Below are 26,978 nucleotides of genomic sequence, written 5' to 3'. Positions count from 1 at the left end.
TTTTAAATCTATAAAAAAATTATTTTTGATAAAATTAAATAAGAAAACTATGAAGAAAAAATTACTTTCATTACTGTTGCTTGGCTTAGGTGCAACAAATTGTGTTGAAGCACAGGTTTTTAAAGAGAACTGGGATGGGATAGGTCCTGGTATAGCGGGATGGACTCTGTATAATCAGGATAACCTTGCTCCGAATTCTGGCGTTAGTTTTGTAAATGCAGCTTGGGTAATGTACCCTGAGGAATTTGATAATAAGGTGGCAATGAGTACATCATGGTATACACCAGCTGGTACTTCGAACGATTGGTTAGTATCTCCTGCAATTGTATTGCCTGCAGGTACAAACAAGTTGTATTGGGATGCTCAATCATATGATGCAACTTATAAGGAGTCATATAAAGTGTATATTTCAACTACAGGAAATGCTGTTGCTAACTTTACAACAGAGTTGTTTTCTCAAGGTAACGGTACCACTGGGTCTACCGGCGAAAATATAACATGGACAAGAAGATCCGTAGATTTATCTGCGTATGCCGGACAGACAGTTTACATTGCGTTCAGAAACTTTTCAACTGATATGTTTTTGTTAGGTTTAGACGATATCAGCATTATGAATCATGCAACTTGTACAGCTCCTGACAGAGTAGCTTCTGCAACTTCAACAAACACTACGGTTACTCTTAACTGGAACGCTGTAGCTGGTGCTGCTGGCTACGATTTGGCAATTGGTACTGCTGGTTTTACACCAACAACAGCGACAAATACATCACCAACAAATTCATATACTTTTACTGGTTTGACTGCTAACACAAGATATCAGGTATATGTAAGAAATTCATGTGGTAGCATGTGGATGGGGCCTTACTCTGTATTCACGTCTAGAAACTTACCTTACACATACGGATTTGAAACACTTCTAGCTAATGGAGGATTTGAAGCAGATGGATGGTCAGGAGATTTCTCATTAAACAATACTGCAGGTGCTGCATTTTATGCTGACGGAGTTCAAATGGTATTCAGTAATTCGTCACAAACAGCTGCTACAAACAGATGGTTGTTTTCAAGACCTGTTACTTTAGCGGCAGGAGAGCAAGTTACTATGAAATTCTCAACACGTTCAACCAGCGCAGCTATACCTAATACATTATTAGCTAAAGTTGGAAATGCACCAACAACAGCAGCTCAGACAACAACATTATCTACTGTAAATGTTATTGGAACTTCTTTTGTTGAAACAACGGCTAATTTCACTGCTCCAAGCGCAGGAGTTTATTATTTCTCATTCAATCATAACAATGCAGCAACTACTGGTGGCGCAACATCTTTAGTTTTGGATAAAATTGTTATGACTACAAACTTAGCTACAAATACTTTTGTATCAACTAAATTGTCAGTTTATCCTAACCCTGTTAACAACGTTGTAACTGTTACTAACGATGCTAACGTGCAAATCAATAAAGTAGCTATTACTGATATTAACGGAAGAACAGTTAAAACTCTTGAATTTAATGGTGTTACAGAAACTCAGATCAATGTTTCAGATTTAAATTCAGGAATTTATTTCATGAACATAGATACTAATGAAGGTATTGCAACTAAAAAGATAATCAAGAACTAAAATCTGGATTAGATAAATAAAAGAAAAGCCCTGAAATTTCAGGGCTTTTTTTATTCTAAGAATTTAGCTTTTATTTCCGGTCCGGGAACCATACAGCTTTCTTTTTTACCGTACCATTTATAACGGTTTCGTGCTACAAAATCATATGCGATGTCAGTCAGCCACTTCGGGAAAATTGAAAATATCCCCAAAAGAGAATAGATTCCACCAATGGTATTTGCTATTTCAAACGCAGCTTCCGACTTAATATGATAAGCGACACCCGGCTCATACAAAATTATGCTGTCTGTCTTTGCTGTGTCTAAACCGATATAGCGAGCAATTTCTCTTCCCAAATCTGATTGCAATGATACAAATCTGAAAATGTCTTTTTTATCCCGTTTAATTACTATTTGTACCGTTACATCGCACAAATTGCAAACGCCGTCAAAGAGTATGATTTTTTTATCTTTCGGTAATTCCATGTTATTTCATTCGTTCAACCAGTTCCAGGTTCTCTAAATCCACTTTTGAAGTGAAAAAACCATAGTTTACAGTGGCTTTCTTTTTTTCAATCGAATCAATGGTTCCAACGGCTTTTCCGTCAATCATTCTTACCCGATCTCCAACTTTCAAAGGAATTTTCGGTTTGTTGGCTTCTTCTTTCTGGGCTTTGGCTTTTTTCTCTTTCTTTTCTTTACGGATTTCCTCTACTTTTTCTTTTACTTCTTCAACAACTTGTTTTTCAATTACTTCTTTGGCTTTTTTCTCTTTAGCAGTGATCTTTTTTCGTTTTGAATTTTCAATTTCGACCATCTTTAAAAACTCTCCGATGAGTTCTTTTTTATTCTTGTTGCTGAAGTACTTTTCAGAAATATCATCCATTTTTTGTCCCATGTATATCAGACGCTGATTCGCATCAAACATTTCCTGATAACTCTCCAGTTTCTGCTGAATCTTTGTATTGATGTTCTCCATCTTCTTACTTTCCTCACGTGCACGGATTTCCTCTTCTTTTAAATTCTGAGAAGTTTTTTCCATTTTGGAACGTTCTTTCTGAAGATTGGCAATAGTCTTGTCAAAACGAACTTTGTCACCTTCGATTTTTTTCTTTGCACGATTGATCAAACCGAATGGGATTCCGTTTTTCTGAGCCACTTCAAAAGTGAATGAACTTCCCGCCTGACCCAAATGAAGCTTATACATCGGCTCTAAAGATTTTTCATCAAAAAGCATGTTGGCGTTGATGGCAAAAGGCAATTCATTCGCTAATATCTTCAAATTAGTGTAATGGGTCGTAATGATTCCGAAAGCTTCCCTGTGATAAAACTCCTCCAGGAAAACTTCCGCTAAAGCTCCTCCCAGTTCAGGATCGGAACCGGTTCCAAATTCATCGATAAGGAACAACGTTTTTGAATTGCATTTTTTCAAAAAGTAATTCATGTTCTTTAATCGGTAGCTATACGTACTTAAATGATTTTCAATGGATTGATTGTCGCCAATGTCCGTAAGTATGCGATCGAATAAAAATGTTTCACTGCGCTCATGTACCGGAATCAGCATTCCGCTTTGTAGCATTAGTTGCAATAAACCGATCGTTTTCAAGGTAATACTTTTTCCTCCGGCATTCGGACCCGAAATCACAATGATCCTGCTTTCGTTTTCAAGTTCGATGGTTTGCGGATAGGTTGGTACATCTTTCTGTTTGTTATTCAACAATAGGATAGGATGGAAGGCATCTCTGAATAACAACCTTTTTTCCTCGGTAATTTTTGGCAATAATCCGTTTATTTTATTGGCATAACGCGCTTTTCCGGATACAACATCAATATCACTTAAAAAATCCTGATACTGTTTTAGCAGTTCAAGGTGTGGACGGATGACATTGGTTAATTGTTTTAGAATGCGAACGATTTCTTCTTTTTCTTCATATTCCAGATTATTCAATTCTCTTGAATAACGTAACGTGGCTTCAGGTTCGATATAAGTAATGCTTCCGGTTTTGGAATTCCCTAAAATGGTTCCTTTTACTTTTCTTCTGTACATCGCCAAAACGGCTAATACACGTCTGTTGTCAACAATAGTTTCTCTGATATCGTCTAAATAACCCAAACTGTTATAGCTCGATAAAGCCGCAATAAAACTATGGTTTATTTTTCCGCGAACAAGATTCATGCTTTTTCGGATTTCAACAAGTAACGGAGAAGCATTATCTTTGATTTCTCCATATTTGTCGACTACTTCGTCCACTTTCTGAATGATGAATTTCGTTAATTCAACTTCAGAAGCTCTCTGGTTTAATTTCGGATAATAGTCCTCAAACTTTTTAAGAAAGACCAATAAACTGTTAGTGGTTTCTGAAATTGTGGCAATCTTTCTGAAACTGCCAACTTCCAGAAAACTGTCTTCAATGGCAAGGAATTTTATTTCGTTTGTAATCTCGTCGAAATAGTGATTCGGAATTGCATTATTGTTGGAATAAGAAGAAACATATTCGGAGGTCTGCAATAAAGCATCCATCAATGCTTCCTTATCATTGAAAGGTTTTATTTCTAAAGCTTTTTGTTTACCGATTTCCGTGTTGCACAGTGCCGAAATGGTTTCTAAAACTGTATTGAATTCTAAATCTTGTAATGTTTTGGTATTTATTGAAATCATCTTATAGCATCAAAGCCTCAAAGTTACAAAGTAGTGGAATTAGAAAGTGATTATATTTGTAAAAAATTAGCAAATGTTTGTCGGACCCATTCATTCTTCCTGGCAGGAATTTTTTAATACCGAGTCACAAAAGAAGTATTTTGTTGACCTGATGCTGTCTGTAGATGAAGAATATCAAAATCATATTTGTTTCCCGCCGAAAGAATTAATTTTTAATGCGTTCAAACACTGCGGTTTGGGTGATCTGAAAGTTGTTATTATCGGGCAGGATCCATATCATGGGGATGGGGAGGCGAATGGATTGTGCTTTTCGGTTAATGATGGTGTACCGATTCCTCCATCTCTACGCAATATATTCAGAGAAATAAACGACGATTTCGACAGCATTTTTTTTCCGACTTCAGGGAATTTAGAGCGATGGGCCGATCAGGGAGTATTGCTTTTAAATGCCGGGTTATCCGTTCGGAAGGATTTAGCTAACAGTCACAAACATTTAAAGTGGAATCTTTTTACGGATGCTGCTATCAAGAAAATTTCCGATGAAAAAGAAAATATTGTTTTTTTGCTTTGGGGTGGATTCGCCCATAAAAAAGGGCTGAAAGTTGATCGTACAAAGCATCTTGTTCTAGAAAGCGGCCATCCGTCACCTTTAAGCGCAAATCAGGGTAAATGGTTTGGTAATAAGCATTTTAGCAAAGCCAACGCCTTCTTGAAGAAAAATGGAAAAACAGAAATTATATGGTAAAAAAATCCACCGGTGCGGTGGATTTTTTTTGTATTTAGTTTACCGTAAAGTAATAATAACCTTCATTGTTCGTATTATTAGCATTCGTAGTAATCCTAACTGAAGTTTCATTTTCAGGGTTATTGGAAATCAAATCAGTGGATGCGATTCCGGTATAACTCTCACCGAAAGCTAATCGATAATTCCCTGCTGAATTCAAAGGTTTAGCTACATCACACTTATAAGTCTCGGTACCCGATTGGTAATGGGCTGCTGCTACACTGTATTCGTCCTGATTGTTAAAAACAGAAGTCCAAACCCCCGGAGAAGTTTCCTTTTCGATACGGTATGCGAATTCAAAGGACTCTGCTTTGCTTGTTTTATAGATATCTAACGGTTCTGTAAAACCGTCTTCCTGCAAATATCTTGAAAAGTCAGTATGGAACGAAACATTATCACCAACAGCATAGCTGGACGGAGTGTCGATGGTTATCAAATCCGGAACCGATACATAAGCTGCATTGTAAAATTCATCATCTCCATTGCATGAAACTAAGCAAAGTATCCCTAAAACGGCTATTGCGAATAATTTTATTTTTTTCATCTTAATTGCTTATTAAAATCTGTAACCAAAATTTGCACCAACTCGCTCAACATATTTCGGACTAATTTCCATATTTGTAATGTTTCGTCCTGATCCGACAAAGACCTCAATTCCGAACTTTTCCTTAATATACAATTTGTATCCTATCGCAGCGCCAAGAGCAAAAGCGGTATAATTGTTTTCAGTAGCTTCCCAATATCCGTAACCGTTTTCGACAAAACGTTCCAATTCGCGGTATTTTCCTCCGTTCACAGATGCAAAGGCTTCGATAAAATAGTAGCTGACCTTACTTTTTGAAAGCGAATAACGAACAAAGGGATTCACTTCATATTGCGGTAAAGTCTTGTTATAACCTTTGTCAAAATCATCTTCTTTTTTATTGCTTTTGGATAAAACACCACTAACACCAACTGAAAAATCATCGTTCAGAAAACGTTCGTAACTGATATGGAATTTTGACATAATCAGCGAAACCACATCAATTTTAATTTCATTTTTTTTGAACTCGAATGGTTTTACGGTTCCTGTTGCAGTTGAATCCTGAGCAGATGCCAATTGAAAAAAGAGTAAAGCTCCCAGAAAAGCTATTTTGTTCATAGTAGATTTTTTATTAAAGGATGGTAAATATAACAAAAGGTTGCTTAATTCAAAGTTAGGGCACCCAGAATTTCTTCGCTCATAAAAGGTCCACCGGGATATTTTGCCGTATAGTCCAGATTCAGCCAGATCTGACCGCGTTCATCTATATGGTAATGTAATTCCTTGCCCTCACTTTCCTGTTTAAAAAGCACTTCTTTAACGAGGTAGTTAATATTTTCAAGATCGGATTTATTTCCTATCAGCATTTCCGGATATAAATGCCCTCCGGTATGAATAATACGAGGTGTTCCGCCGATCGCGCGAACAAGAGCCGACATCAGAATCGCATGATCATCACAATCACCTGAGAAATGCTGTAACGATTCGCTGGCGTACGCAATGTATTCTTTTCCTTTGGGATCATTAACATAATTCCAACGATTGCGAACTTCGGTGAAAGCAGCAAAACATTGAATAATCTGACGGTATTGTTTGAAACCCCTAACATGATTAAAATGTTTGGTTGTGGTCATGAGCGCAAAATTTCTGACTTTAGGATTGTCGAAATCTACGGCGTCAATAATCTTACTTTTGTTAGGGAAAGGAAGCAGTTTTGAAATGATTATGTCTTGCGGATTAGGATCTTCCGCCATCGAATAAACCATAGATCTGTAATCTTCAAACACGGCATTGAATCCGTAGCCTCCGAAAACAGTTCCCCATGCCAAAGCAATCAGATACAGGAAAATGCAAATGATTATCACAGTTTTTAGCATTCTCAAAATCAACTGAATGGCCACCAATATAATCAGGAAAAGCAAAATCCTGTCGGATTGTATCCACCATTCGGGATCTATTAAATTCTGGTGAGCAATGATAAATACAGGGACGGCGATAAGAATGTTCAGTAGAAAAATAACAACAGTATCCCATGGCTTCGGTAAAGAAAACCTGTCTCTTAATTGTTTAAGTCTTGGGGGAATTGTTGGAATCATCAGACCGTTTCCTTCACTATTTTATTTTACAACCGATTCGTAACCGCGTTTATCCGCAATCAAATTTAAATCAAATAATTGATTTTGAACTTTTTCGAAGGTTGGTTTATCCAGTTTTTTTTGAGACCAGCGTGTCAGCTTCAGCCATTCCTGAATATCGTTTAGCTTTTGGTTATATTTTGTTGATAATGTTCTGTCGATGCTTGGAATATCTTTAAATTCAATAGTAGTATTATTGATGATTTCCAAAATCTGTTCTACAACATGTTTGTTGGATTGCAGGAATTCATTTCGAACCGCAATCACGAAACAGGGCCACGGAGTAGGACAGTCGGCAATTCTTCTGAAAGTTCCGTTGTCCACCAAAGGTTTTGTCATGAATCGTTCCCACATGAAATAATCCGCAGTACCGTTTGATAAAGCTTCGACCGCACCATCAATAGTATTAACGATTTCAAGCTGTAAATCAGTATTCCAATTTTGATTTTTAGCATTTACGATTGCCATTAAATGTGAACCGGAGCCCAATCTGCTGATAGCTACTTTTTTATTTTCCAAATCGGATAATTCCTGGAAATCAGATTTTGCATCCACATGAATTCCCCAGATTAGCGGTGATTGCACGTAAACCTGAACTATTGAACTTTCGTTTCCGGCAGCAATATCTTTTATAATTCCTTCGGTCAGGATTACGGCCATATCGGTAGTTCCTTCACGAAGCATCTGGCACATTTTTCCGGTACCTTCCGGAACGTCTGTCCATTGTAAATCGATATCCACTTCATCAAATTCACCATTTTCCATGCACAAATGCCATGGTAAATTAAAATGTTCGGGAACGCCTGCTATTCTTATTCTTTTCATATTTGCTTAACTATTTTTATTCTCTAAATCATACCAGTTCCATACAATTCCGTCTTCCGTGTATTGATCTGTTAACTGCATTCCAATTTTTTGCAGAATTCGGTTTGAAGCCTCGTTTTCTGCTTGAGCTGAAGCTGTCATTGTTTTGATTTTCATAGTGTTGAATCCATAAGTCAGCCAGGCAAAAGAAGCTTCGGTCGCATACCCTTTTCCCCAGAACGGTTCATCTAACCGGTATCCGATGTCATAAAAATTGATTCGGCCGTTCAGTTCCTTATCGTTGTATTTCAGACCTGCCCAACCGATAAATTCATTGGTTTCTTTTAAAACAACGGCAAATCTTCCTATGCTGTAATCGATGTATTGCTGTCGTACGTATTCGATTATTTTTCGTGTTTCATCTATGGTCTCCGTTGGTTTGTTCCAAAGATATTTGTGAACATTCGGGTTGGAGTCCATTTTGAACATCGCTTCAGCATCGGAAAGCAATAGTTCCCGCAATAATAAACGTTCTGTTTCTATGATTAGATTCATGTTATTTTGCTTTTAAATCTGAAATAATAATTCTGAAACCATCGGGATCAAGAAACATTTTACCGTTGTTGTTCCAATAACCATTTTTTGAAGCAATAGTTGATATGTTGCTTTCTAATAATTTATTAATCAATCTATTGTATTCTTTAGGTGTTTCCGGATATAAAACTGTGATGTCGTCTTCATCAGAAAAATGATCAGCTTTAACATCGGATTGTGTGAATTCGAAATGCCAGTCTGAATCCTTTCTTCCGATGAAAATTCCATTGTAATTATCATGATTTTCAAAACTACCTAGCAGCTCAAAACCTAAAATATCTATGTAAAATATTTTGATTTTTTCAAGGTCATCAGTGTGTCGGGCAATTCTCAACTTCATTTACTTCGCTAATTTATTCAAAACGTAAATAATCAATGCATCGACTCCTTTGTAAGGATCTTTACTGAAAGTTCCATTGGCGCGATTTGCTATGATTGCATTCATTGACAAAGTCTCGTGTCCCAGCAATTTTCCTAAGCCGTAAATGGCGGCAGTCTCCATTTCAAGATTCGTCATCCGGATTCCTTTGTAATTGAAGTTGTCCATTTTGCCGTTTAACTGCTCATCCTGAATGTTCAAACGCAAAACACGTCCTTGCGGCCCGTAAAATCCTCCTGCAGTTCCGGTAAATCCTTTATAGGTCAAATCGCTTTCGACTAGTTTTGACAATTTTTCGCTTCCTTTCACAACATAAGGTCTTCCTTTTCGTAAATCCCAATTAGTATGACTGATGAACGCATCTTCAATTTCATTATCTGTAACAGCATCAATCAAATAGGAGCGAAGCATATTGTCTAAACCGATGGCATATTCCGACATGACAATACTGTCTACCGGAATGTCAGCCTGCAAAGAACCGGATGTTCCGATACGTACAATGTTTAAAACCGTCAAATCGTTTTTTGGCTTGCGCGTGTTCAAATCGATGTTCACCAAGGCGTCCAACTCATTCATAACAATATCAATATTGTCCGGACCGATTCCCGTTGATATGACTGTCAATCGTTTGCCTTTGTATGTTCCTGTTTGGGTCTTAAACTCTCTTTTTTGGGTTGAAAATTCAATGCTGTCAAAGTGTTGTGTGATTTTTTCTACACGGAATTGATCACCAACGAAGATGATATCATTTGCTATATTTTCCGGTTTAAGGTTTAAGTGATAAACACTTCCGTCCGGATTTAAAATTAATTCTGATGATTTTATATCTGCCATAATCTTTATGGATTATTTAGTTTCTGAGTTACTTAGTTGTGTGTTTTTTAGTAGCTCAATTACGACTGCGACTGTAAACTGATTTATCACCCACCAACGCGTTTCACTTTAAAACCTTTCTCCTTAAGGATTGCCATGATTTTATCGCGGTAATCTCCTTGGATAATAATGGATTCGTCTTTAAAACTTCCGCCTACGCTGAGTTTCGTTTTAATTTCTTTCGCTAATATTTTAAAATCTTCGATGTCACCTTCGTAACCTTCAATGATGGTTGTCGCTTTCCCTTTTCGCTTTTCATACTTACAGATTAATGGTTCTTTTTGAATGAAAAGTGTATGCTCTTCTTCGTGAACTTCTTCCGGTTCATTAGAAGGAACATGGTCCGGAAACAGGTTTTTTAGTTGGTCTTGTAAATCCATTTTTTTATAGAACGCTGATGAAACGGATGTTTCAACGCGGATTTAAATTGTTACTTTTCTAGTTTTACGATTATTCTGAAATACTTTTCTTTTGAATTCAGGCTTCTTTCCGAAATTCAAAAGTAATCCCACTTCGCAATCTGTTGCTCGAAGATAATTTAGAAGTTGGAATTCGAATTCTTCGACTATATAATCACATGCTTTTAATTCTAAGATAATACTATTGTTAACGATCAAATCTGCATAATAGTCGCCAACGGCTTGACCTTTAAAATAAACAGTTAATTTTTTCTGTGGAACAACCTCAAGCCCGCGTTTTTTTAATTCTAAATATAATGCATTTTGGTATACTTTTTCTAGAAAACCATAGCCTAACTCATTGTATACTTCGTAAAATGTTTTTATAATTTCATTGGTTAATTCTTTGTGTAATAGCTGCATATATCTGTTTTTATCTGCGTTGAATCAATTTATCAGTATTATCCGCGTCCAATATAAAGTCGTAACCTTCAAAGTTATTTAAAAATTAAATTCCAAACCCCAATTTTACTTGGAATTTGGAATTTATAACGATAATCTTAGGATGTTTATTTTTTGATCAATCCTAAATCAACTAAACGCTCATATAAGAAATCACCTGCAGTGATATCCTCGTAAAGTTTAGGATGATCCGCATCGATGCAATTGTCCAGACAGTTCAAAGGCATTTCACTGATAGGATGCATAAAGAACGGAATAGAAAAACGGGATGTACCCCATAATTCCCTAGGAGGATTAACTACCTGGTGGATAGTTGATTTCAGTTTGTTATTAGTATGACGTGATAACATATCACCTACGTTGATAACCAATTCATCCGGTTCTGCAATAGCATCGATCCATTGTCCGTCATGGTTTTGTACCTGTAATCCTTTCCCTTGCGCTCCCATTAAAAGTGTAATCAGGTTGATGTCGCCATGAGCAGCAGCGCGAACCGCACCATCTTTAGGTTCATCAGTGATTGGAGGGTAGTGGATAGGTCTTAAAATACTGTTACCGTCTTTGATGAAGTTGTCAAAATAAAATTCGTCCAATCCGATATAAATCGCCAAAGCACGCAGAACATAAACTCCGGTTTTTTCCAACATCTGATAAGCTTCTTTGCCAACCGAGTTGAATTTTGGTGATTCTTCAACAATAACATTTTCAGGGTATTCCGATGCATATTTTGAACCCTTGCTTACATACTGCCCAAAATGCCAGAATTCTTTCAAATCTCCGGCGGAACGCCCTTTAGCATGTTCTTTTCCGAAAGAAACATAACCTCGCTGTCCTCCGATACCCGGGATCTCATACTTGCTTTTTACTTCTAAGGGAAGGTTGAAGAAATTGCGAACTTCACTATAAAGTTCATCTACTAATTTGTCATCTAAGAAATGACCTTTTAATGCTACGAAGCCGATTTCTTCGTAGGCTTTTCCGATTTCATTTACAAATTTTTGTTTACGTGCCGGATCATCCGACAGGAAATCACGTAAGTCAACACTAGGAATGTTTTGCATTGTACTTAGTTTTTGTTAATAAGATTTTCGGTTTGAAACCGTTATAAAAACAAATGTATAGAATAAAATCTGGAAAAAAAGAATAAAATATCCAACAAATCGAAAGTTTATGAAAGCTTAAACTTGGAACGGATTGATTTATTGTAAATAAAATATCAAACAAATTGGCCTGAAACTGTTATTTTTTATACTTTTGGGAGCGTTTAAAAAAGCACAATACCATGAATTTTGACAGAAAGAATCTGACCAACGAACAATTATTAGATTTATATAAAAAATTAATCAAGCCAAGATTAATTGAAGAGAAAATGCTTATTCTTATCCGTCAGGGTAAAGTTTCCAAATGGTTCTCCGGAATTGGTCAGGAAGCTATTTCTGTCGGGATTACTTCAGTTCTTGATAAAGACGAATACATTTTGCCGATGCACCGTAATTTAGGTGTATTCACAACCAGAGAAATTCCTTTACACCGTTTGTTTTCACAATGGCAGGGAAAGCGCAACGGATTTACAAAAGGACGTGATCGTTCGTTCCATTTTGGTACTCAGGAGTATAACATCATTGGGATGATCTCGCACCTTGGTCCGCAGATGGGCGTTGCAGACGGTATTGCTTTAGCGAACAGATTAAAGAAGAACGGTAAAGTAACCGCTGTATTTACAGGTGAAGGTGCTACTTCGGAAGGTGATTTCCACGAGGCACTGAATGTAGCTTCGGTTTGGGATTTACCGGTTTTATTTGTGATTGAAAATAACGGCTACGGATTATCCACTCCAACTAACGAACAATACCGTTGTGAGCAATTGGCAGACAGAGGTGTGGGTTATGGAATGGAAAGCCATGTGGTAGACGGTAATAATATCTTAGAAGTTTATAATCTGATTTCAGAATTGAAAGCTTCCATGATCGAAAACCCGCGTCCGGTGTTGTTGGAGTTCATGACGTTCCGTATGCGCGGACACGAAGAGGCGAGTGGTACCAAATATGTTCCTCAGGAATTGATGGACATGTGGGCAATTAAAGATCCGGTTGAAAATTATCGTAAATATCTAAAAGCGAATGCTGTTTTATCAGATGAAGATGATGATGCTTTTAGAGCAGAAATTAAAAAAGAAATCGATACGGATTGGGCTAAAGTTCAGGAAGAGCCTGCTATTGTAGCGGATCTGAATGAGGAATTGAACGATGTTTACGCTCCGTACGCATTTGAAAATATAGAACCGAAAGGTGAAAACGAGAATATCCGTGTAATTGATGCGATTTCACAAGGATTAAGTCAATCGATGGAACGTCATCCTAATTTAGTGGTGATGGGACAAGACATCGCGGAATATGGTGGGGCTTTCAAAATTACGGAAGGATTCGTAGATAAATTTGGTAAAGACCGTGTTCGCAACACACCAATCTGTGAAAGTGTAATTGTTTCTGCAGCCAACGGATTATCAATCAACGGACACAAAGCAGTTGTGGAAATGCAGTTCGCGGATTTCGTATCGACAGGATTCAACCCAATTGTAAACTTATTGGCAAAACAACACTACCGTTGGCAAGAGAAATCCGATGTGGTAGTGCGTATGCCTTGTGGAGGAGGGACCCAGGCAGGACCGTTCCATTCACAAACAAACGAAGCGTGGTTTACCAAAACTCCGGGATTAAAAGTGGTTTATCCGGCATTTCCTTATGATGCAAAAGGATTGTTGGCAACAGCAATTAATGATCCAAACCCGGTAATGTTCTTCGAACATAAATTATTGTACAGAAGTATTTATCAGGATGTTCCGAAAGATTATTATACGTTGCCGTTAGGAAAAGCGTCTTTACTTAAAGAAGGTAATGATGTAACGATTATTTCCTTTGGTGCGGGTGTTCACTGGGCTTTGGAAACTCTAGCTAAAAATTCTGAAATTTCAGCTGATTTATTGGATTTAAGAAGTTTGCAGCCTTTGGATTGGGAAGCGATTTATACTTCGGTTAAGAAAACAAACCGTGTGATCATTCTGCAGGAAGATTCTTTGTTTGGAGGAATTGCAAGTGATATCTCATCAATGATCATGGAGAACTGTTTCGAGTATTTGGATGCTCCGGTAAGACGAGTGGCAAGTTTGGAATCGGCAATTCCGTTTATGAAATCGTTGGAAGATCAGTATTTACCGAAAGAGCGATTTGAAAAAGAGCTATTAGAGCTGTTAGAATACTAATTTTATCACTTACAGAAGCAAAAAGCCATAATTACCAGTTATGGCTTTTTGCTTTTTATCCAGAGCGAAATCCGTCATGTTGTTGTGCTTGTCGGACTTAACTGTTTTTTGATTTTCCTGTAAGAAAAATTAGGTCGATTTGTTTTAAAACAACGGGAAAAATAACAAAAAATAAATTTAAGATTACAAATTATAGTCTATATTTAGCACTTAAAAATATAAAATTAACCTATGGCTATAAATTTACAAAAAGGGCAGAAAATAGAACTTGGTTTATCTAAAATAACCATCGGATTAGGTTGGGATCCCAATGAAGGAACCGGATTTGATTTTGATTTGGATGCTTCGGCAATTATGATCAATGAAAGCAGAAAACTGATCGGCGAAGAATATTTTGTGTTTTACAATAACTTAAAATCTCCGGATGGTTCACTTGAGCATACGGGTGACGATCCAAACGGTAAAAGCAGTGATGGCGCTGATGATGAAGCGATCCGAGTTGATTTGGATAGAGTGGATCCGAACGTAAATGAAATCCTTTTTGTAGTTACAATCGCCGATTTTGAGAACAGAAAGCAAAACTTCGGACAGGTACGAAATTCCTATATCAGAATTGTAGATGAGACCGCAAATGTCGAAATTGCAAAATACGAACTTGATGAGGATTTCTCAATTGAAACCGGTATTGAATTTGGACGTTTATACAAAAGAAGCGGGCAGTGGAAGTTTGAGGCATCGGGAATCGGGTACAGAGCAGATTTAGGTTTCTTTCTTGAAAAATATTATTCGGGCGAAATCATCAAGTAGTATAAGCTAAAAGAAAATATTTTTGAAAATAAATTATAAAAATTATAAGCACATTTCGTTTGATCTCTGGTTAACGCTTATACGATCTAACCCTGAATTTAAACAGAAGCGAAATACTTTATTCAGGGATTTTTTTGAGATCGAAAGCACTATTGAAAAAGTGGCTGAGAAAATCAGATATTATGATGTATTGTGCAACAATATCAACGAAAAAACCGGACTTAACCTTGATACAAATGAAATTTACTGTTTGATTTTAGGTTCGTTGGATGTTGAGTTGAAAAATATCAATACGGACAAACTGAATACGTTTTACGTTGAATCGGAGAAGTTATTTCTGGAGAATATGCCGACGCTGATTTATCCGGACATTCAGGAAGTTTTAAAAAATATAAAGGAAGAAGGCATAACAACAAATATTTTGAGTAATACCGCTTTTATAAAAGGATATACGCTCAATAAAATGCTATCTTTTTATGATTTGGAAAAGTATTTCACGTTTAAGATTTATTCCGATGAATGTGGTTTTTCAAAACCAAATCTTGAAATATTCCGATTGGTTTTTGATAAGGTAAATTTATCCGCTCCTGTTTCCAAATCGGAAATTTTACATGTGGGAGACAATGTAGCAGCGGATTATAATGGTGCAAGGGAATTTGGATTTGAGGCGTTGTTGGTATAAAATAAATAATTGATTAAAGTGAATAAAACATACAGTTTACATAAGATTACAAGTCAGGAAATTTGTCCTTTTAATGAGGATCACTACAGTTGGTTCAAATTTGGAGACAAACACTATGCAGAACAATTTGCCAATGATTTATTTGAGGGTTTTATCGAAAAATATGGCGACCTGATTCTTTCACAGGAAGAGATAATAATCTTACCAAGTCCTTATTTATCAATCCCTACAGCTTCCAATTTTTTATGCCATTATTTCAAGAAAAGGCTGAATACGTTTTTATTTAAAAATGAGAGGAAAGCTTCCTTGGAATCAAAGATCTACAGGAATCAAACCTATGTTACCGATTATGGGAATCTTGATTTCGAACAAAGGGTGAAATTGATTTCGAATGACACCTATTATATGGACCGGAATTTCATTGAGGGCAAATTCTGCATTTTTGTTGATGATATTAAAATCACCGGAAGTCATGAACATACGATCAATAAAATTTTAAATCAGTATAATATACAAGGGGATTTTATTTTTGTGTATTTTGCGGAGCTGGTAAATAAAGAAATTCATCCAAAAATCGAAAATCACTACAATTATTTTACGATTAAAGGGGTCAAGGAAATCGTTACTGTAATTAACCGAAACAGTTTTCAGTTTAACACGCGCATCATAAAATACATTTTAAATTTAAACAGGGAAGATTTCAGTTTTTTGATCGCAAACATTTCAAGCGAAAGAAGCGATGAACTTTTTCATCTTGCAATAAGTAACAATTATCATCAGATATTGGAATATAAAGAAAATATTAATTTAATAAAAATCGGATAAAAACATGGCTATTAATTTACAGAAAGGACAGCGCGAAAGTATTAACGCTCCGAAATTCACAATCGGATTAGGTTGGGATACTAACCAGACATCAACAGGTGCGAGTTTTGATTTGGATGCTTCAATATTTATTTTAGGTGGAGATGGAAAACTGTTGTCAGATTCCCATTTTATCTTTTATAATAATCTGAAATCTCCAAACGACGCTGTAATCCATACCGGAGATAACTTAACAGGAGAAGGTGACGGAGATGATGAGCAGATTTTGGTTGATTTATCAAAAATAGAAAGCACTGTAAATGAAATTTGCGTTGTGGTAACAATCCACGATGCGGAAGCCAGAAAACAAAATTTTGGACAGGTTCGTAATTCCTTCATCAGAATCATGGACGGAGCAACCAATCAGGATATTGTAAAATATGAATTGGATGAAGATTTTTCAATCGAAACCGCGGTTGAATTCGGAAGAATATACAAACGCAACGAAGAGTGGAAATTTGAAGCGGTAGGAAATGGGATGAAAGGCGGATTACAAGATTACTTAAACAAATATAACTAAGAAAAGATGGCAATAAATTTAGAAAAAGGGCAAAGAATAAACCTTGAAAAAAGCAACGGAAGCAAATTACAGAATATTTGTGTTGGGATTAACTGGGGAGCGATAGAAAAGAAAGGCCTGTTCGGTACTAAAAAAGAACCTGTGGATTTAGACGGTAGCTGTTGTGTTTATGACAGCAACAAGAACTTACTTGATACGGTAAGTTTCCAAAAATTAAAATCATCGGATATGGCCATTATTCACAGTGGTGATGATTTGACAGGAGATTTGAATGGCGATGACGGTTTGGATAATGAAGTGATCACTTTGGATTTCGGAAGACTGAACCCATCAGCGCATCACGTGGCATTTTTTATCAACAGCTTCAGAGGTCAGGATTTTAAAGACATTCCGTTTGCGTCTATCCGTATTTATGAAGGTACGCCAGGCCGTGTACAGGAAGTTTTTGCAAAATACGATGTTGCTAATGACAGCGCTTTCGCAGGAAGTGTAAGTATGGTGTTAGGTGTATTCTACAAAAGAAATGAAGATTGGAAATTCAACGCGGTAGGTGTGCCGACTGCAGACAGAAAATTAGAACAGACTGCGGTTACGATTCAGCAGAATTACTTATAATTTAAAGATATGGAAACAACGCAACTTTCAGTAATGGAGAATTCCTTGGCCATGGACAAAGAGGGAAATGTAAATCTCGATCAGATTCCTGCAGGGGAAATGGCTGCTTATGAGGATATATCCAATAAATTGAATGAAAACGATTCAAATTCGATAATCAATTTCGGTGCTGAGATTCAACAGAATATCTCCAAGCAAAGTGATACTTTTTTAAATTCGGTAAGAACTTATAATTCCGGAGAAGTAGGGAATCACATTAACGAATTGCTTACGGAGCTGAATTATATCGATGTGGATGAATTGAATCATAAAGGGTTCAAAAAAATCCTCGCGGCGATTCCGTTCGTGAAAAATCTGGTAGTTAATGTTGAAAAGATTTTTCAGAAATACGATAAGATTACAGCCAACGTAGATAAGATCAGCAACAAGGTGAAAGCCGGGATGATCAATTCTGCGAAAGACAATGCGTCGCTTCAGACTATGTTTGACAGTAATGTGGCTCAGATCAAAGAAATTGAAAAGTACATTATCGCGGGTAATATTAAGTTTAAACAACTTAATGAAGAACTTGCAGTAATGGAAGGTAATCCTTCTAATTATCAGGATTATCAGATTTCAGATAAACGTGATTTTATCAACCGTTTGGACAAAAGACTGGCGGATATGAAAATCGTGCGTTTTATCATGTTGCAGTCTTTGGCTCAGATCAGAGTAGTGCAGAACAACAATACTTCAATTGCTGAAAAAGCGCAGTCTATTTTAACAACGACGATGCCGGTTTGGAAAAACCAGCTGACTCTTGCGGTGGCGCTTCAAAGACAAAAACAAAATATTGAAGTTCAAAGAAAAGTTTCGGAAACGACCAATACCATTTTACAGAAAAATGCCGAGATGCTGAAACAAAACAGTATCGAGGTTGCCAGAGAGAACGAAAATACTATTGTTTCGCTGGATACGCTTAAAATGACAACCCAATCGTTGATCGAAACACTTTCTGAGGTAAAACAAATTCATCAGCAGGGAGCGGAAACCAGAAGACAATTGGATGCCGGTTTACAATCTCTTGAAACTGAATTAAAAAAGAGTGTTGTAAATTAAACCGGTAAAGAGAATACTTTGGAATTTTCCGAAATCATTAAGGCGAGCGAAAAAAGAGTAAACAGATTAAAAATATTGACTAATTTTTTTAATCAGAGTTATCTTGTTTCCATTTTGGTGAGGACCAGAGTTATCCATGACGTTTTTGCTGCAAATGAATCGCTCGATGCCAATAAATTGGAATTGTTTCATTTGCAGTTTACAGATTCGGTTTTGGAATTGCTTACCAAATTAAAAAAGCAGAAAGAACAGAAGTATTTATTGATTACCAATGAGATACAGATCAATAATGATATTGTTGCGTCTTATGAAGATGAAATAGGTACTGATATTCTGGCTGCTGAAACCCGTAAGCATAATGAAGTAATGCAGAAATGTATTGAGAATTTATACATGCAATTGGCGTATCAAAATGATCCGTCAGCAGATTTTGATCTGGAAAACATGAATAACTTATCAAATACATTGGGTTTGGAGTATTATCGAAAGATTTCTCCGGAAGATTATAATGCATTGAATCAATTAGAGCCCAGTACTTTCTACGAAAAATTCAATTTGAGAATGGAAAAGAAACTATTGGGAAGATTGAATATTCAGAAGTTTAAATTCAAATTTTCATGCGGGTTACAGTATAATAATTTGTTTATAGAAGTTTATGAGTTCATAAATACCAATGAATGTTTTATTTTTCTGAAAGAAAAAAGAGAAATGTGCTTTTTTGCGAAAGAACATTTTAGTACGATTGATTTTTCAAGGAACAATTCTAATAAAAACGAGATTATCAGGGATTTGAAGGCAAAAAACAATTTGTTAAAAAATAAAGCCGAAAAAACACTGAAAACAATAGCAAATGATATTGAAACCGTTCTGAAAAGTTACCTTGAAAAAATTTCAGGAATTGACTTTTTGGATGATTTACAAAGCGTTGACGAGCAAACTAATATTTTAAGAACCATGTTAAATATTAATATAAAATAGAATGGCAATAAATTTAGAAAAAGGACAAAGAGAAAAAATAGACGTACCTAGTTTTAAAGTTGGACTTGGGTGGGACAGTAATTCAAGTGCAACCGGAGAAGCATTCGATATTGATGCGTCAGTATTTTTATTAGGAGACAATGGGAAACTTATCAGCGATAATCATTTTGTGTTCTTTAATAACCTTCAATCACCGGACGGCGCTGTAGTTCACAGCGGAGACAATTTAACCGGAGACGGTGAAGGAGATGACGAAGTAATCAATGTTGATTTGTCGAAAGCGATTAATCAGCTATCAGAAATTACTTTTGTGGTGACCATTCATAAAGCTTCGGAAAGAAGACAAAATTTCGGGCAAATCAGAAATTCCTTCATCCGTATTGTAAATAAAGCAAACAATGAAGAAATTGTGAAATATGAATTGGACGAAGATTTTTCAATTGAAACAGCCGTTGAATTCGGAAGAATTTACAAACGAAACAACGAATGGAAATTTGAGGCTGTAGGAAACGGTCTCAAAGGCGGATTGCAAGACTTTCTTACTAAATATCAATAAACCAACAAATTAATTTTAACCAATTAAAAAACATTGAATTATGGCAATTAATCTAAGCAAAGGACAAAAAATTGATTTACGAAAAACATCCGGTGAAACCCTGACCAACTTTTGTGTAGGAGTTAACTGGGGAGCAATTGAAAAGAAAGGTATGTTCGGACTTTCAAAATCGCTTCAAAACGTTGATTTAGATTTGAGTAGTATTTTAATTGATGATCAGAATAACATTTGTGATCATTTATATTCTCCACTATACAGAGTGGAAGTGTTACAACAGTTTGGATTACCTAAAGGAAAATTGCTTACTTCTGACGGTGCTTTAAAGCACACAGGAGATGATTTGGAAGGTGATAAAGGAGGAGATGACGGTCTTGATAACGAAATCATCACTGTTGATTTATCAAAATTAAACGCAAACGTATCGCAGATTTTCTTCTTCTTAAATAATGCGGGTAAGGAAGATTTTTCACAAATTCCTTATGCGAAAATCAGAATGTACGAAGGTACGCCAACGCGCGTGAATTCAGTATTCGCTGATTATAACGTGGCATCTGAAAATCAATATGTTGGTAAAAGATCGATCATCATGGGTAAACTTTACAAACGCAATGGAGAATGGAAATTCAGCGCAATCGGAGATCCTACCGATGATACGTTCTTAGGCCAGACAATTCACAAAATTGTTAAATCATATCTGTAAGAGCCATGCAAATCAAAAACATCGAGGGATTGAGCGTTGCTCAGATAAAAGAAATGGTGAACAGAGGGGGGAAATTTGTAGTTTTCCCCTATACTGTTTCAATCGTTTTAATGACTTTCAAAAGAAACTCCAGCATTTACTTTATTCGTCCGGGAGAAGGAACGCTTAAGTATTCTTACGGACATGTGGGCGTAAATTTATTAATGGGATGGTGGGGTCTTCCTTGGGGACCTATCTACACTATTGGTGCTCTTTATAACCATGCTATGGGAGGGAAAGATTTTACGCAGCCGGTTTTAAGCGAATTGATCCAAAATGATCCTGATGCCGATACGAGCACATACGCAATTAATGGTATGATTAATACTACTGAAAATTCTACGTCAACGTCACAAACCTATAATATTCCAGGTTAATTCTGAAATTTATGAGAAGACTGCCGGTATACCTATTGTTAGATACATCGGGTTCTATGTATGGAGAACCCATTCAGGCCCTCAATAACGCTTTGAGCGGGATGATCAATACATTACGACAAGATGCGCAGGCCTTGGATTCCTTATGGATAAGTATTATCACGTTTGACAGGGAAGTAAAAGAGATTTGTCCGCTTACAGAGTTAGCCTTATTTCAATTGCCGGAAATCACCTGTCCTCAGAGTGGTCCTACACATACAGGCCGGGCTTTGGAAGTACTTCATGAAAAAGTTGAGTCCAATTGGATTAAAGGTTCAGCTACTCAAAAGGGTGACTGGAAGCCGCTTCTTTTTCTTTTTACCGATGGAAAACCAAATGACCTGCAGGTCTACAGAGAGATGATCCCTAAAATCAAGACCTTGAATTTTGGAGCAATTGTTTGCTGTGCTGCGGGGAATTTAGCGAATGATTCTCTTTTAAAGGAACTTACGCATGATGTTGTGCATTTGGATAATACCGACAGTACAGCCCTAAAGCAGTTCTTTAAATGGGTTTCTGAAACCATAGAACAGGGAAATAAAAGTCAGGGAACAGGAGAAAGTGTGACTTTGCCACCTCCGCCAAGCGAGATAACTTTAGTGATATAAAAGTTTTACTAATAACCATTAATTTATGAGAAAACTCCCGATATACTTCCTGATTGACGTATCCGAATCAATGGTTGGGGATCAGATCCAATTTGTTGAAGAAGGAATGGCAACGATTATTAAAGCCATTAAGTCGGATCCTTACGCAATAGAAACCGTTTGGGTATCCATAATCATTTTTGCAGGACAGGCTAAAACACTTGTTCCGCTTCAGGAAATTGTGAATTTTTATCCGCCAAAATTTCCAATAGGCGGAGGTACATCGCTGAGTAAAGGTTTAGGACATTTAATGTACGAGCTTCGTAAGAACACTGTCAAAACAACTTTTGAACAAAAAGGAGACTGGAAGCCTATCGTGTTTCTCTTTACTGACGGAGTTCCAACAGACGACAGCAGAAATGCAATCGCGGAATGGAAGCAAAATTGGCAAAAAACGGCGAATTTGGTTGCCATCTCATTTGGTGATGAAACCGATACGAGGATTTTAAGCGAATTAACGGAAAACGTACTTCATTTCAGAAACTCAACCGATGAGGATTATAAGAAATTCTTTAAATGGGTGACTGATTCCATAAAAACAAGCAGCATCAGCGTTGAGAATAATTCAAGCGGTTTTGAGTTGGCTAAATTAGATGATGATGTATTAACCAAAACGGATAGTTTTAAAAATCCTCCGCCTAATTTATACGCAGATCCGAATTTTGTTGTTTTGTCAGCAAAATGCCAGAATACAAAACGTCCCTATCTGATAAAATACAGAAAAGTATCAAGTCCGTCCGGTTTTGCCGGTATGGATCTGCAGACGCGTTCCTACAGAATGGTTGGCGGTTTCCAGGTGGATAATTCTTATTTTGAACTTTCGGAAGAGTACCAAATGAATAATACAAGGATAAACAGTGAAGAGCTTATTGGAGCTCCGGCCTGTCCTTGCTGCGGAAATCAGTTTGGATTTGCCATGTGCAGTTGTACCAAGATTCACTGTATCGGTGATGAGGGCGTAAGTACTTGTCCGTGGTGCGAAAACCAAGGTTCCTATAGTCACGGTGACGGGGGAGGGTTTGATGTAAACCGAACCCTGGGATAATTCCCCTTAGCTCATGTCGGATACTAAAAGATACCTTGAAAGATTACTTTCAGCACACAACATTGTTGTAAACTCCAGCCGGAATGAAATGTTTGAACATTTTGCTCTGGACGAAGAAAATATCGGAATCGTTAAAAGAATAATTGAGAGTCAGAAAATCATGGTGGATAAATGGATACTGAAAAACAGGATTACAGATATTATTCAATCGCCCGTTAGAATTCCCAACGCAACAATTGGAAAATTCTATGAGGCTAAAATTGATTTTACTGAATTAGGCTGGAATCATATAATTTTTGCTGAATTTGAAGGCCTTGAAGACCATGGCTTTGCGTACGATTTTGAATCAACGACCATTTCCGGAAATCCTGTTGAAAAAGGGGACGTAAAAATCCATTTAAAGTTTCGGGTTGAAGGAGAACCGGAAGATTCTGAGTTAAACACAAAACCGATAGCTTTTTATGTGAATGCTGATCCTAAATCGTTATGGGCCAATAAACCCAGCGATGAAAGTGATCTTTTCTGGAAAGAAGATAACGCGCAGGATTTTAAACCATTGGGCGATAAGCACATAGTTGTCGCGTCCAAAAGAGGACGTTCACATGCTAATGTAGGAGCCTTTAGAGAAGATGATTACGCTTTTAAACATATTTCGAATTTAGGATGGAATGTTGTAGCTGTTTCTGACGGAGCAGGAAGTGCCAAATATTCCCGAAAAGGTTCTCAAATTGCATGTCAAACGGTAATCGATTATTTTGAGACTGTTTTTGATGCAAAAAAATCAGAGGATTTAGACACTCTTGTGAAAAGTTTAAATCTAAATGGAAATCTAACTACAGGTGCTTCGGAAAATGCTGAAATTGAAATTGGTAAGGTTGCCAATAACTACCTTGGTGATTGTGCGAAATTCGTTCATAGCGGACTTGAAAAATTCGCAGGTGAGAATCAATTAGATATTGAGGAATTACACAGCACACTGATATTCACATTATTTAAAAAATACGATTTCGGATATGTTGTTCTTACGTTTGGCGTCGGAGATTGTCCTATAGGGATAGTAAACAAAGACCAGACGGAATTTAAATTGATGAATTGGCTGGACGTCGGTGAATTTGGCGGCGGAACCCGATTTATTACCATGTCGGATATTTTTGTAAACGAAAAATTCGCTACAAGATTCAGTTGTAAAATAATTGATGATTTCTCATTTCTTATGCTGATGACAGACGGTATTTACGATGCAAAATTTGTTGTAGAAGCCAATCTGGAAAAATTAGAATCGTGGAAAGCATTTATTTCTGATTTACAAGGAAATAACGACGATAAAGCGAAGGTCGATTTTAAAACAGACAATGTTGAAATTGCTAATCAGCTTTCAGCGTGGATGGATTTCTGGAGTCCCGGAAACCATGATGACCGAACTTTAGCTATTGTATTTTAAATTTTAGAAGCATGTCGATAATTACAGTTAAATCCATCATCAACGGAACAAGCTATCAGTATGTTGACAACGGAGATCCCAAGAGCGGGACGGCAAAAAATGTCTATTTCAGTCCGGATCGAAAATATGTCGTGGCTATCTTCAAAGAAAAACAGGATTCCAATCAGATTGAAAGACTGAAAAAAATAACATCGGAGTATTTAAACCGAATCAAAAATAATGAAGGCGGCGATTATTATTTAGATGAAATTTACCGCTGGCCTACTGATGTTGTTGAAAGTAAAGGATTAACGGGAATCATAGTTCCGGTTTACAATCCTAAATTTTTCTTCGAGAAAGGTTATGCCGGACAGGATATAATCCGAGGTGAGGAAAAAAACGGAAAATGGTTTGCCGGAGCGAAATTCAGAAACAAACAATTTCCACTAAGTTTAGACAAATCGGAGTTAGGAAACTGGCTTAATTATTTTCAGATAGGGATCAATCTTGCCCGTGGTGTAAAAAAAATGCATCAAATGGGACTGTCGCATTCCGACCTGTCCTATAACAATGTTTTGGTAGATCCTACCACAGGATCAGCTTGTATGATTGACCTGGATGGTTTAGTTGTACCCGGACTTTTTCCGGCTGAAGTAATCGGAACTCCCGATTTTATTGCACCAGAAGTATTGGCTACCAAGCATTTGGGTAAATCGGATCCTAACCGGAAATTACCTAATCGGTTAACGGATCTTCACGCATTAGCCTGTTTGATTTACATGTATTTGTTGCACCGACATCCGTTAAAAGGAAGCAAAGTTCATGATCTGGAAACAGAAATAGACGATTTGTTGTCGATGGGGGAAAAGGCATTGTTCATTGAGCATCCGACAGATAAAAGCAATAAGCTAAAGCTAAATCAGGTTTCAAAATGGGATGTATATTGGTCTGACACGGATAAGATTCCGTACAGCATTACCGGTCCTTATCTGAAACCTCTTTTCGACAGAGCTTTTATCGACGGACTGCACAATCCGACGCAAAGACCAAGAGCCGAAGAATGGGAGGCTGCTTTACTGAAAACTACAGATCTGATTCAGACCTGCCATAATGTTTCCTGTGAACAAAAATGGTATGTGTTTGACAATACCAATACGCCAAGCTGTCCTTTTTGCAATACAAAACATGAGGGAACATTACCGGTTTTGGATATGTATTACCGATTTGATGAATCAACCTGGAAGCCTGACAATCATCGATTAATGGTTTATAATAACCAGTATCTGTACCAATGGCACGTCAATAGAAACATCGTCAGAAACGAGCGTTTATCTGCTGAACAGAAAGTTCCGGTTGGATATTTTACTTTTTATGAAGACAAATGGGTCTTCGTAAATCAAAAATTAGCATCTTTGGTGGATAAAACCGAGGAGAAAGAAATTCCGATGGGTCAGATGGTTGAATTGACCGACGGTAAAAAACTACTGCTTTCCAAAGAAGAAGGAGGAAGGGTAGTGGTAATTACAATGGCAAATAAATAATTAAATTTTATAAATTAAACACATGAACGATCATCCAATTTTTTCAGAACATCCGGGCTTGATAGCCACTTTTGCAATAGCTGTTGTAGTTATGCTTTTATTAGACTTAGGGGTCTTCAATAAAAAAAGTCATGAGGTTTCCAATAAAGAAGCTGTAGGTTGGTCAATCGTATGGATTTCCCTGGCGATGGCATTCAGCGGTTTGGTGTATTACTTTGCCGGTGCTGCTAAGTTTTATGAATTCCAGTCGGCGTATTGGATCGAAAAAGCACTTTCGGTAGATAACTTATTTGTATTCATCTTAGTGTTTAAGTTTTTCGATGTTGCTAATACTAACAAACACAAAGTGTTATTTTGGGGTATCGTTGGAGCTTTGGTATTGCGTGCCCTGTTTATTTTCTCGGGCGCTTTCTTGATTGAGCTTACGTACCTGAACAAAATATTAGGTTATTTTGGAGTGGAAGGCTTTAAATACAACATTAACATTATCATGACATTGTTCGGATTGTTTCTTGTGTATGCGGGAATTAAATCATGGTCTTCCGGAGATGACGATGATGAAGAAGATTACAACAACACACGTGGAGCAAGATTGATCAGAAGATTTTTCAGTGTCAGTGATAAATATGACGGAGATAAATTCTTTACCATTGAAAACGGAAAGAAACTGGCAACACCTTTATTGGTTGTAGTAGCTGTAATTGAGTTTACGGATTTACTTTTCGCGGTAGATTCCATCCCGGCGATTTTTGCTATCTCTAACGATCCGTTCATTTTATATACGTCGAATATCTTTGCAATCTTAGGATTGAGAGCCTTATTCTTCTTATTAGACAACTTTATCCATTTGTTCAACAAATTGCCTTATGGTTTGGCTGTAATCTTATCATTTATCGGTTTGAAGATGATCATTGCGCCATTCTACCATATTGAATCTATGGTTTCCTTAATGGTTATTGGCGGTGTTCTTTTATTGTCGGTAGTATTATCGATCATGTTCCCGGATGCCAAAGAGGAAATGGAAGAAGAAAACGCATAATCAGCGCTTAAATAAAATAGAGAATCCTAGCCATTTTGGTTAGGAT

Annotated in this window: 30 protein-coding genes; 18 read left to right on the top strand and 12 right to left on the bottom strand. The window is 36.9% G+C overall.

From position 1 onward, the window contains the following. Window positions 1-49: 49 nt before the first annotated feature. Window positions 50-1,618 (top strand): choice-of-anchor J domain-containing protein, encoded by a 1,569-nt coding sequence (locus AC3E9U_RS01085; protein ID WP_488745059.1) that lies wholly within the window; start codon window positions 50-52, stop codon window positions 1,616-1,618. A gap of 50 nt (window positions 1,619-1,668) precedes the next feature. Here AC3E9U_RS01085 and AC3E9U_RS01080 read toward each other — a convergent pair whose 3' ends face one another. Together AC3E9U_RS01080 and AC3E9U_RS01075 are read right to left on the bottom strand one after the other, a co-directional pair. Then, window positions 1,669-2,082, bottom strand: coding sequence for a thiol-disulfide oxidoreductase DCC family protein (locus AC3E9U_RS01080; protein ID WP_488745058.1), 414 nt, complete (start codon window positions 2,080-2,082; stop codon window positions 1,669-1,671). Between the two features lies 1 nt (window position 2,083). Next, window positions 2,084-4,255, bottom strand: coding sequence for an endonuclease MutS2 (locus AC3E9U_RS01075; protein ID WP_488745057.1), 2,172 nt, complete (start codon window positions 4,253-4,255; stop codon window positions 2,084-2,086). A gap of 73 nt (window positions 4,256-4,328) precedes the next feature. Between AC3E9U_RS01075 and ung the strand changes: the two genes are divergently transcribed. Then, window positions 4,329-5,000 carry a uracil-DNA glycosylase gene (ung, locus tag AC3E9U_RS01070; RefSeq protein ID WP_488745056.1) on the top strand — a complete coding sequence of 224 codons (672 nt, stop codon included), beginning with the start codon at window positions 4,329-4,331 and terminating at the stop codon, window positions 4,998-5,000. Between the two features lie 34 nt (window positions 5,001-5,034). Here the strand turns inward: ung and AC3E9U_RS01065 are convergent, their stop codons facing one another. The 10 genes from AC3E9U_RS01065 to AC3E9U_RS01020 form a co-directional block, all read right to left on the bottom strand. After that, complete coding sequence (locus AC3E9U_RS01065) at window positions 5,035-5,583, bottom strand: hypothetical protein (RefSeq protein ID WP_488745055.1); 549 nt, start codon at window positions 5,581-5,583, stop codon at window positions 5,035-5,037. A gap of 12 nt (window positions 5,584-5,595) precedes the next feature. Then, complete coding sequence (locus AC3E9U_RS01060) at window positions 5,596-6,180, bottom strand: DUF3575 domain-containing protein (RefSeq protein WP_488745054.1); 585 nt, start codon at window positions 6,178-6,180, stop codon at window positions 5,596-5,598. Window positions 6,181-6,224: 44 nt separating this feature from the next. Continuing rightward, window positions 6,225-7,157 (bottom strand): transglutaminase domain-containing protein, encoded by a 933-nt coding sequence (locus tag AC3E9U_RS01055; protein ID WP_488745053.1) that lies wholly within the window; start codon window positions 7,155-7,157, stop codon window positions 6,225-6,227. Window positions 7,158-7,178: 21 nt separating this feature from the next. Continuing rightward, window positions 7,179-8,021: a substrate-binding domain-containing protein gene (locus AC3E9U_RS01050; RefSeq protein WP_488745052.1), complete on the bottom strand. Its 843-nt coding sequence runs from the start codon at window positions 8,019-8,021 to the stop codon at window positions 7,179-7,181. 6 nt (window positions 8,022-8,027) lie between these two features. Beyond that, a complete protein-coding gene (locus AC3E9U_RS01045) occupies window positions 8,028-8,555 on the bottom strand; it encodes a GNAT family N-acetyltransferase (RefSeq protein ID WP_488745051.1) in 528 nt (175 codons plus the stop codon). A 1-nt stretch (window position 8,556) separates the two neighbouring features. After that, the gene (locus tag AC3E9U_RS01040) at window positions 8,557-8,934 is read right to left on the bottom strand and encodes a VOC family protein (RefSeq protein ID WP_488745050.1); all 378 of its coding nucleotides are present in this window, start codon (window positions 8,932-8,934) and stop codon (window positions 8,557-8,559) included. Further along, window positions 8,935-9,807, bottom strand: coding sequence for a nucleoside phosphorylase (locus AC3E9U_RS01035; RefSeq protein WP_488745049.1), 873 nt, complete (start codon window positions 9,805-9,807; stop codon window positions 8,935-8,937). Between the two features lie 86 nt (window positions 9,808-9,893). Continuing rightward, a complete protein-coding gene (locus tag AC3E9U_RS01030; protein WP_488745048.1) occupies window positions 9,894-10,226 on the bottom strand; it encodes a translation initiation factor in 333 nt (110 codons plus the stop codon). A gap of 42 nt (window positions 10,227-10,268) precedes the next feature. Beyond that, on the bottom strand, window positions 10,269-10,667 hold the full coding sequence (locus tag AC3E9U_RS01025) for a GxxExxY protein (RefSeq protein WP_488745047.1): 399 nt from the start codon (window positions 10,665-10,667) through the stop codon (window positions 10,269-10,271). Between the two features lie 146 nt (window positions 10,668-10,813). After that, window positions 10,814-11,767, bottom strand: coding sequence for an isopenicillin N synthase family dioxygenase (locus tag AC3E9U_RS01020; protein WP_488745046.1), 954 nt, complete (start codon window positions 11,765-11,767; stop codon window positions 10,814-10,816). A gap of 221 nt (window positions 11,768-11,988) precedes the next feature. Between AC3E9U_RS01020 and AC3E9U_RS01015 the strand changes: the two genes are divergently transcribed. The 16 genes from AC3E9U_RS01015 (at window position 11,989) to AC3E9U_RS00940 (ending at window position 26,932) form a co-directional block, all read left to right on the top strand. Continuing rightward, on the top strand, window positions 11,989-13,965 hold the full coding sequence (locus AC3E9U_RS01015; protein ID WP_488745045.1) for an alpha-ketoacid dehydrogenase subunit alpha/beta: 1,977 nt from the start codon (window positions 11,989-11,991) through the stop codon (window positions 13,963-13,965). A gap of 231 nt (window positions 13,966-14,196) precedes the next feature. Beyond that, window positions 14,197-14,772 carry a TerD family protein gene (locus AC3E9U_RS01010; protein WP_488745044.1) on the top strand — a complete coding sequence of 192 codons (576 nt, stop codon included), beginning with the start codon at window positions 14,197-14,199 and terminating at the stop codon, window positions 14,770-14,772. Window positions 14,773-14,794: 22 nt separating this feature from the next. Continuing rightward, on the top strand, window positions 14,795-15,454 hold the full coding sequence (locus tag AC3E9U_RS01005; RefSeq protein WP_488745043.1) for an HAD family hydrolase: 660 nt from the start codon (window positions 14,795-14,797) through the stop codon (window positions 15,452-15,454). Window positions 15,455-15,472: 18 nt separating this feature from the next. Further along, on the top strand, window positions 15,473-16,279 hold the full coding sequence (locus tag AC3E9U_RS01000) for a phosphoribosyltransferase family protein (protein ID WP_488745042.1): 807 nt from the start codon (window positions 15,473-15,475) through the stop codon (window positions 16,277-16,279). Window positions 16,280-16,283: 4 nt separating this feature from the next. Continuing rightward, window positions 16,284-16,838, top strand: coding sequence for a TerD family protein (locus AC3E9U_RS00995; protein ID WP_488745041.1), 555 nt, complete (start codon window positions 16,284-16,286; stop codon window positions 16,836-16,838). Window positions 16,839-16,844: 6 nt separating this feature from the next. Next, complete coding sequence (locus AC3E9U_RS00990) at window positions 16,845-17,453, top strand: TerD family protein (protein WP_488745040.1); 609 nt, start codon at window positions 16,845-16,847, stop codon at window positions 17,451-17,453. Window positions 17,454-17,462: 9 nt separating this feature from the next. Continuing rightward, window positions 17,463-18,551, top strand: a complete 1,089-nt coding sequence (locus AC3E9U_RS00985) for a toxic anion resistance protein (protein WP_488745039.1) — start codon at window positions 17,463-17,465, stop codon at window positions 18,549-18,551. Between the two features lie 18 nt (window positions 18,552-18,569). Further along, a complete protein-coding gene (locus AC3E9U_RS00980; protein ID WP_488745038.1) occupies window positions 18,570-19,529 on the top strand; it encodes a hypothetical protein in 960 nt (319 codons plus the stop codon). Between the two features lies 1 nt (window position 19,530). After that, window positions 19,531-20,085, top strand: a complete 555-nt coding sequence (locus AC3E9U_RS00975; RefSeq protein WP_488745037.1) for a TerD family protein — start codon at window positions 19,531-19,533, stop codon at window positions 20,083-20,085. A gap of 40 nt (window positions 20,086-20,125) precedes the next feature. Continuing rightward, complete coding sequence (locus AC3E9U_RS00970; protein ID WP_488745036.1) at window positions 20,126-20,785, top strand: TerD family protein; 660 nt, start codon at window positions 20,126-20,128, stop codon at window positions 20,783-20,785. A gap of 5 nt (window positions 20,786-20,790) precedes the next feature. Continuing rightward, a complete protein-coding gene (locus tag AC3E9U_RS00965) occupies window positions 20,791-21,201 on the top strand; it encodes a hypothetical protein (protein ID WP_488745035.1) in 411 nt (136 codons plus the stop codon). 11 nt (window positions 21,202-21,212) lie between these two features. Continuing rightward, on the top strand, window positions 21,213-21,848 hold the full coding sequence (locus AC3E9U_RS00960; protein ID WP_488745034.1) for a vWA domain-containing protein: 636 nt from the start codon (window positions 21,213-21,215) through the stop codon (window positions 21,846-21,848). Window positions 21,849-21,873: 25 nt separating this feature from the next. Beyond that, on the top strand, window positions 21,874-22,932 hold the full coding sequence (locus tag AC3E9U_RS00955) for a TerY-C metal binding domain-containing protein (protein ID WP_488745033.1): 1,059 nt from the start codon (window positions 21,874-21,876) through the stop codon (window positions 22,930-22,932). An 88-nt stretch (window positions 22,933-23,020) separates the two neighbouring features. Further along, a complete protein-coding gene (locus AC3E9U_RS00950) occupies window positions 23,021-24,373 on the top strand; it encodes a PP2C family serine/threonine-protein phosphatase (RefSeq protein ID WP_488745032.1) in 1,353 nt (450 codons plus the stop codon). Between the two features lie 11 nt (window positions 24,374-24,384). Further along, window positions 24,385-25,893 (top strand): helix-hairpin-helix domain-containing protein, encoded by a 1,509-nt coding sequence (locus tag AC3E9U_RS00945; RefSeq protein WP_488745031.1) that lies wholly within the window; start codon window positions 24,385-24,387, stop codon window positions 25,891-25,893. Window positions 25,894-25,915: 22 nt separating this feature from the next. After that, window positions 25,916-26,932, top strand: coding sequence for a TerC/Alx family metal homeostasis membrane protein (locus AC3E9U_RS00940; protein ID WP_488745030.1), 1,017 nt, complete (start codon window positions 25,916-25,918; stop codon window positions 26,930-26,932). Window positions 26,933-26,978 lie beyond the last annotated feature (46 nt).

This window comes from Flavobacterium sp. 21.1 (assembly GCF_057801535.1).
Note: the sequence above shows the minus strand (reverse complement) of the source record. Positions and strands in the feature narration are given on the sequence as shown.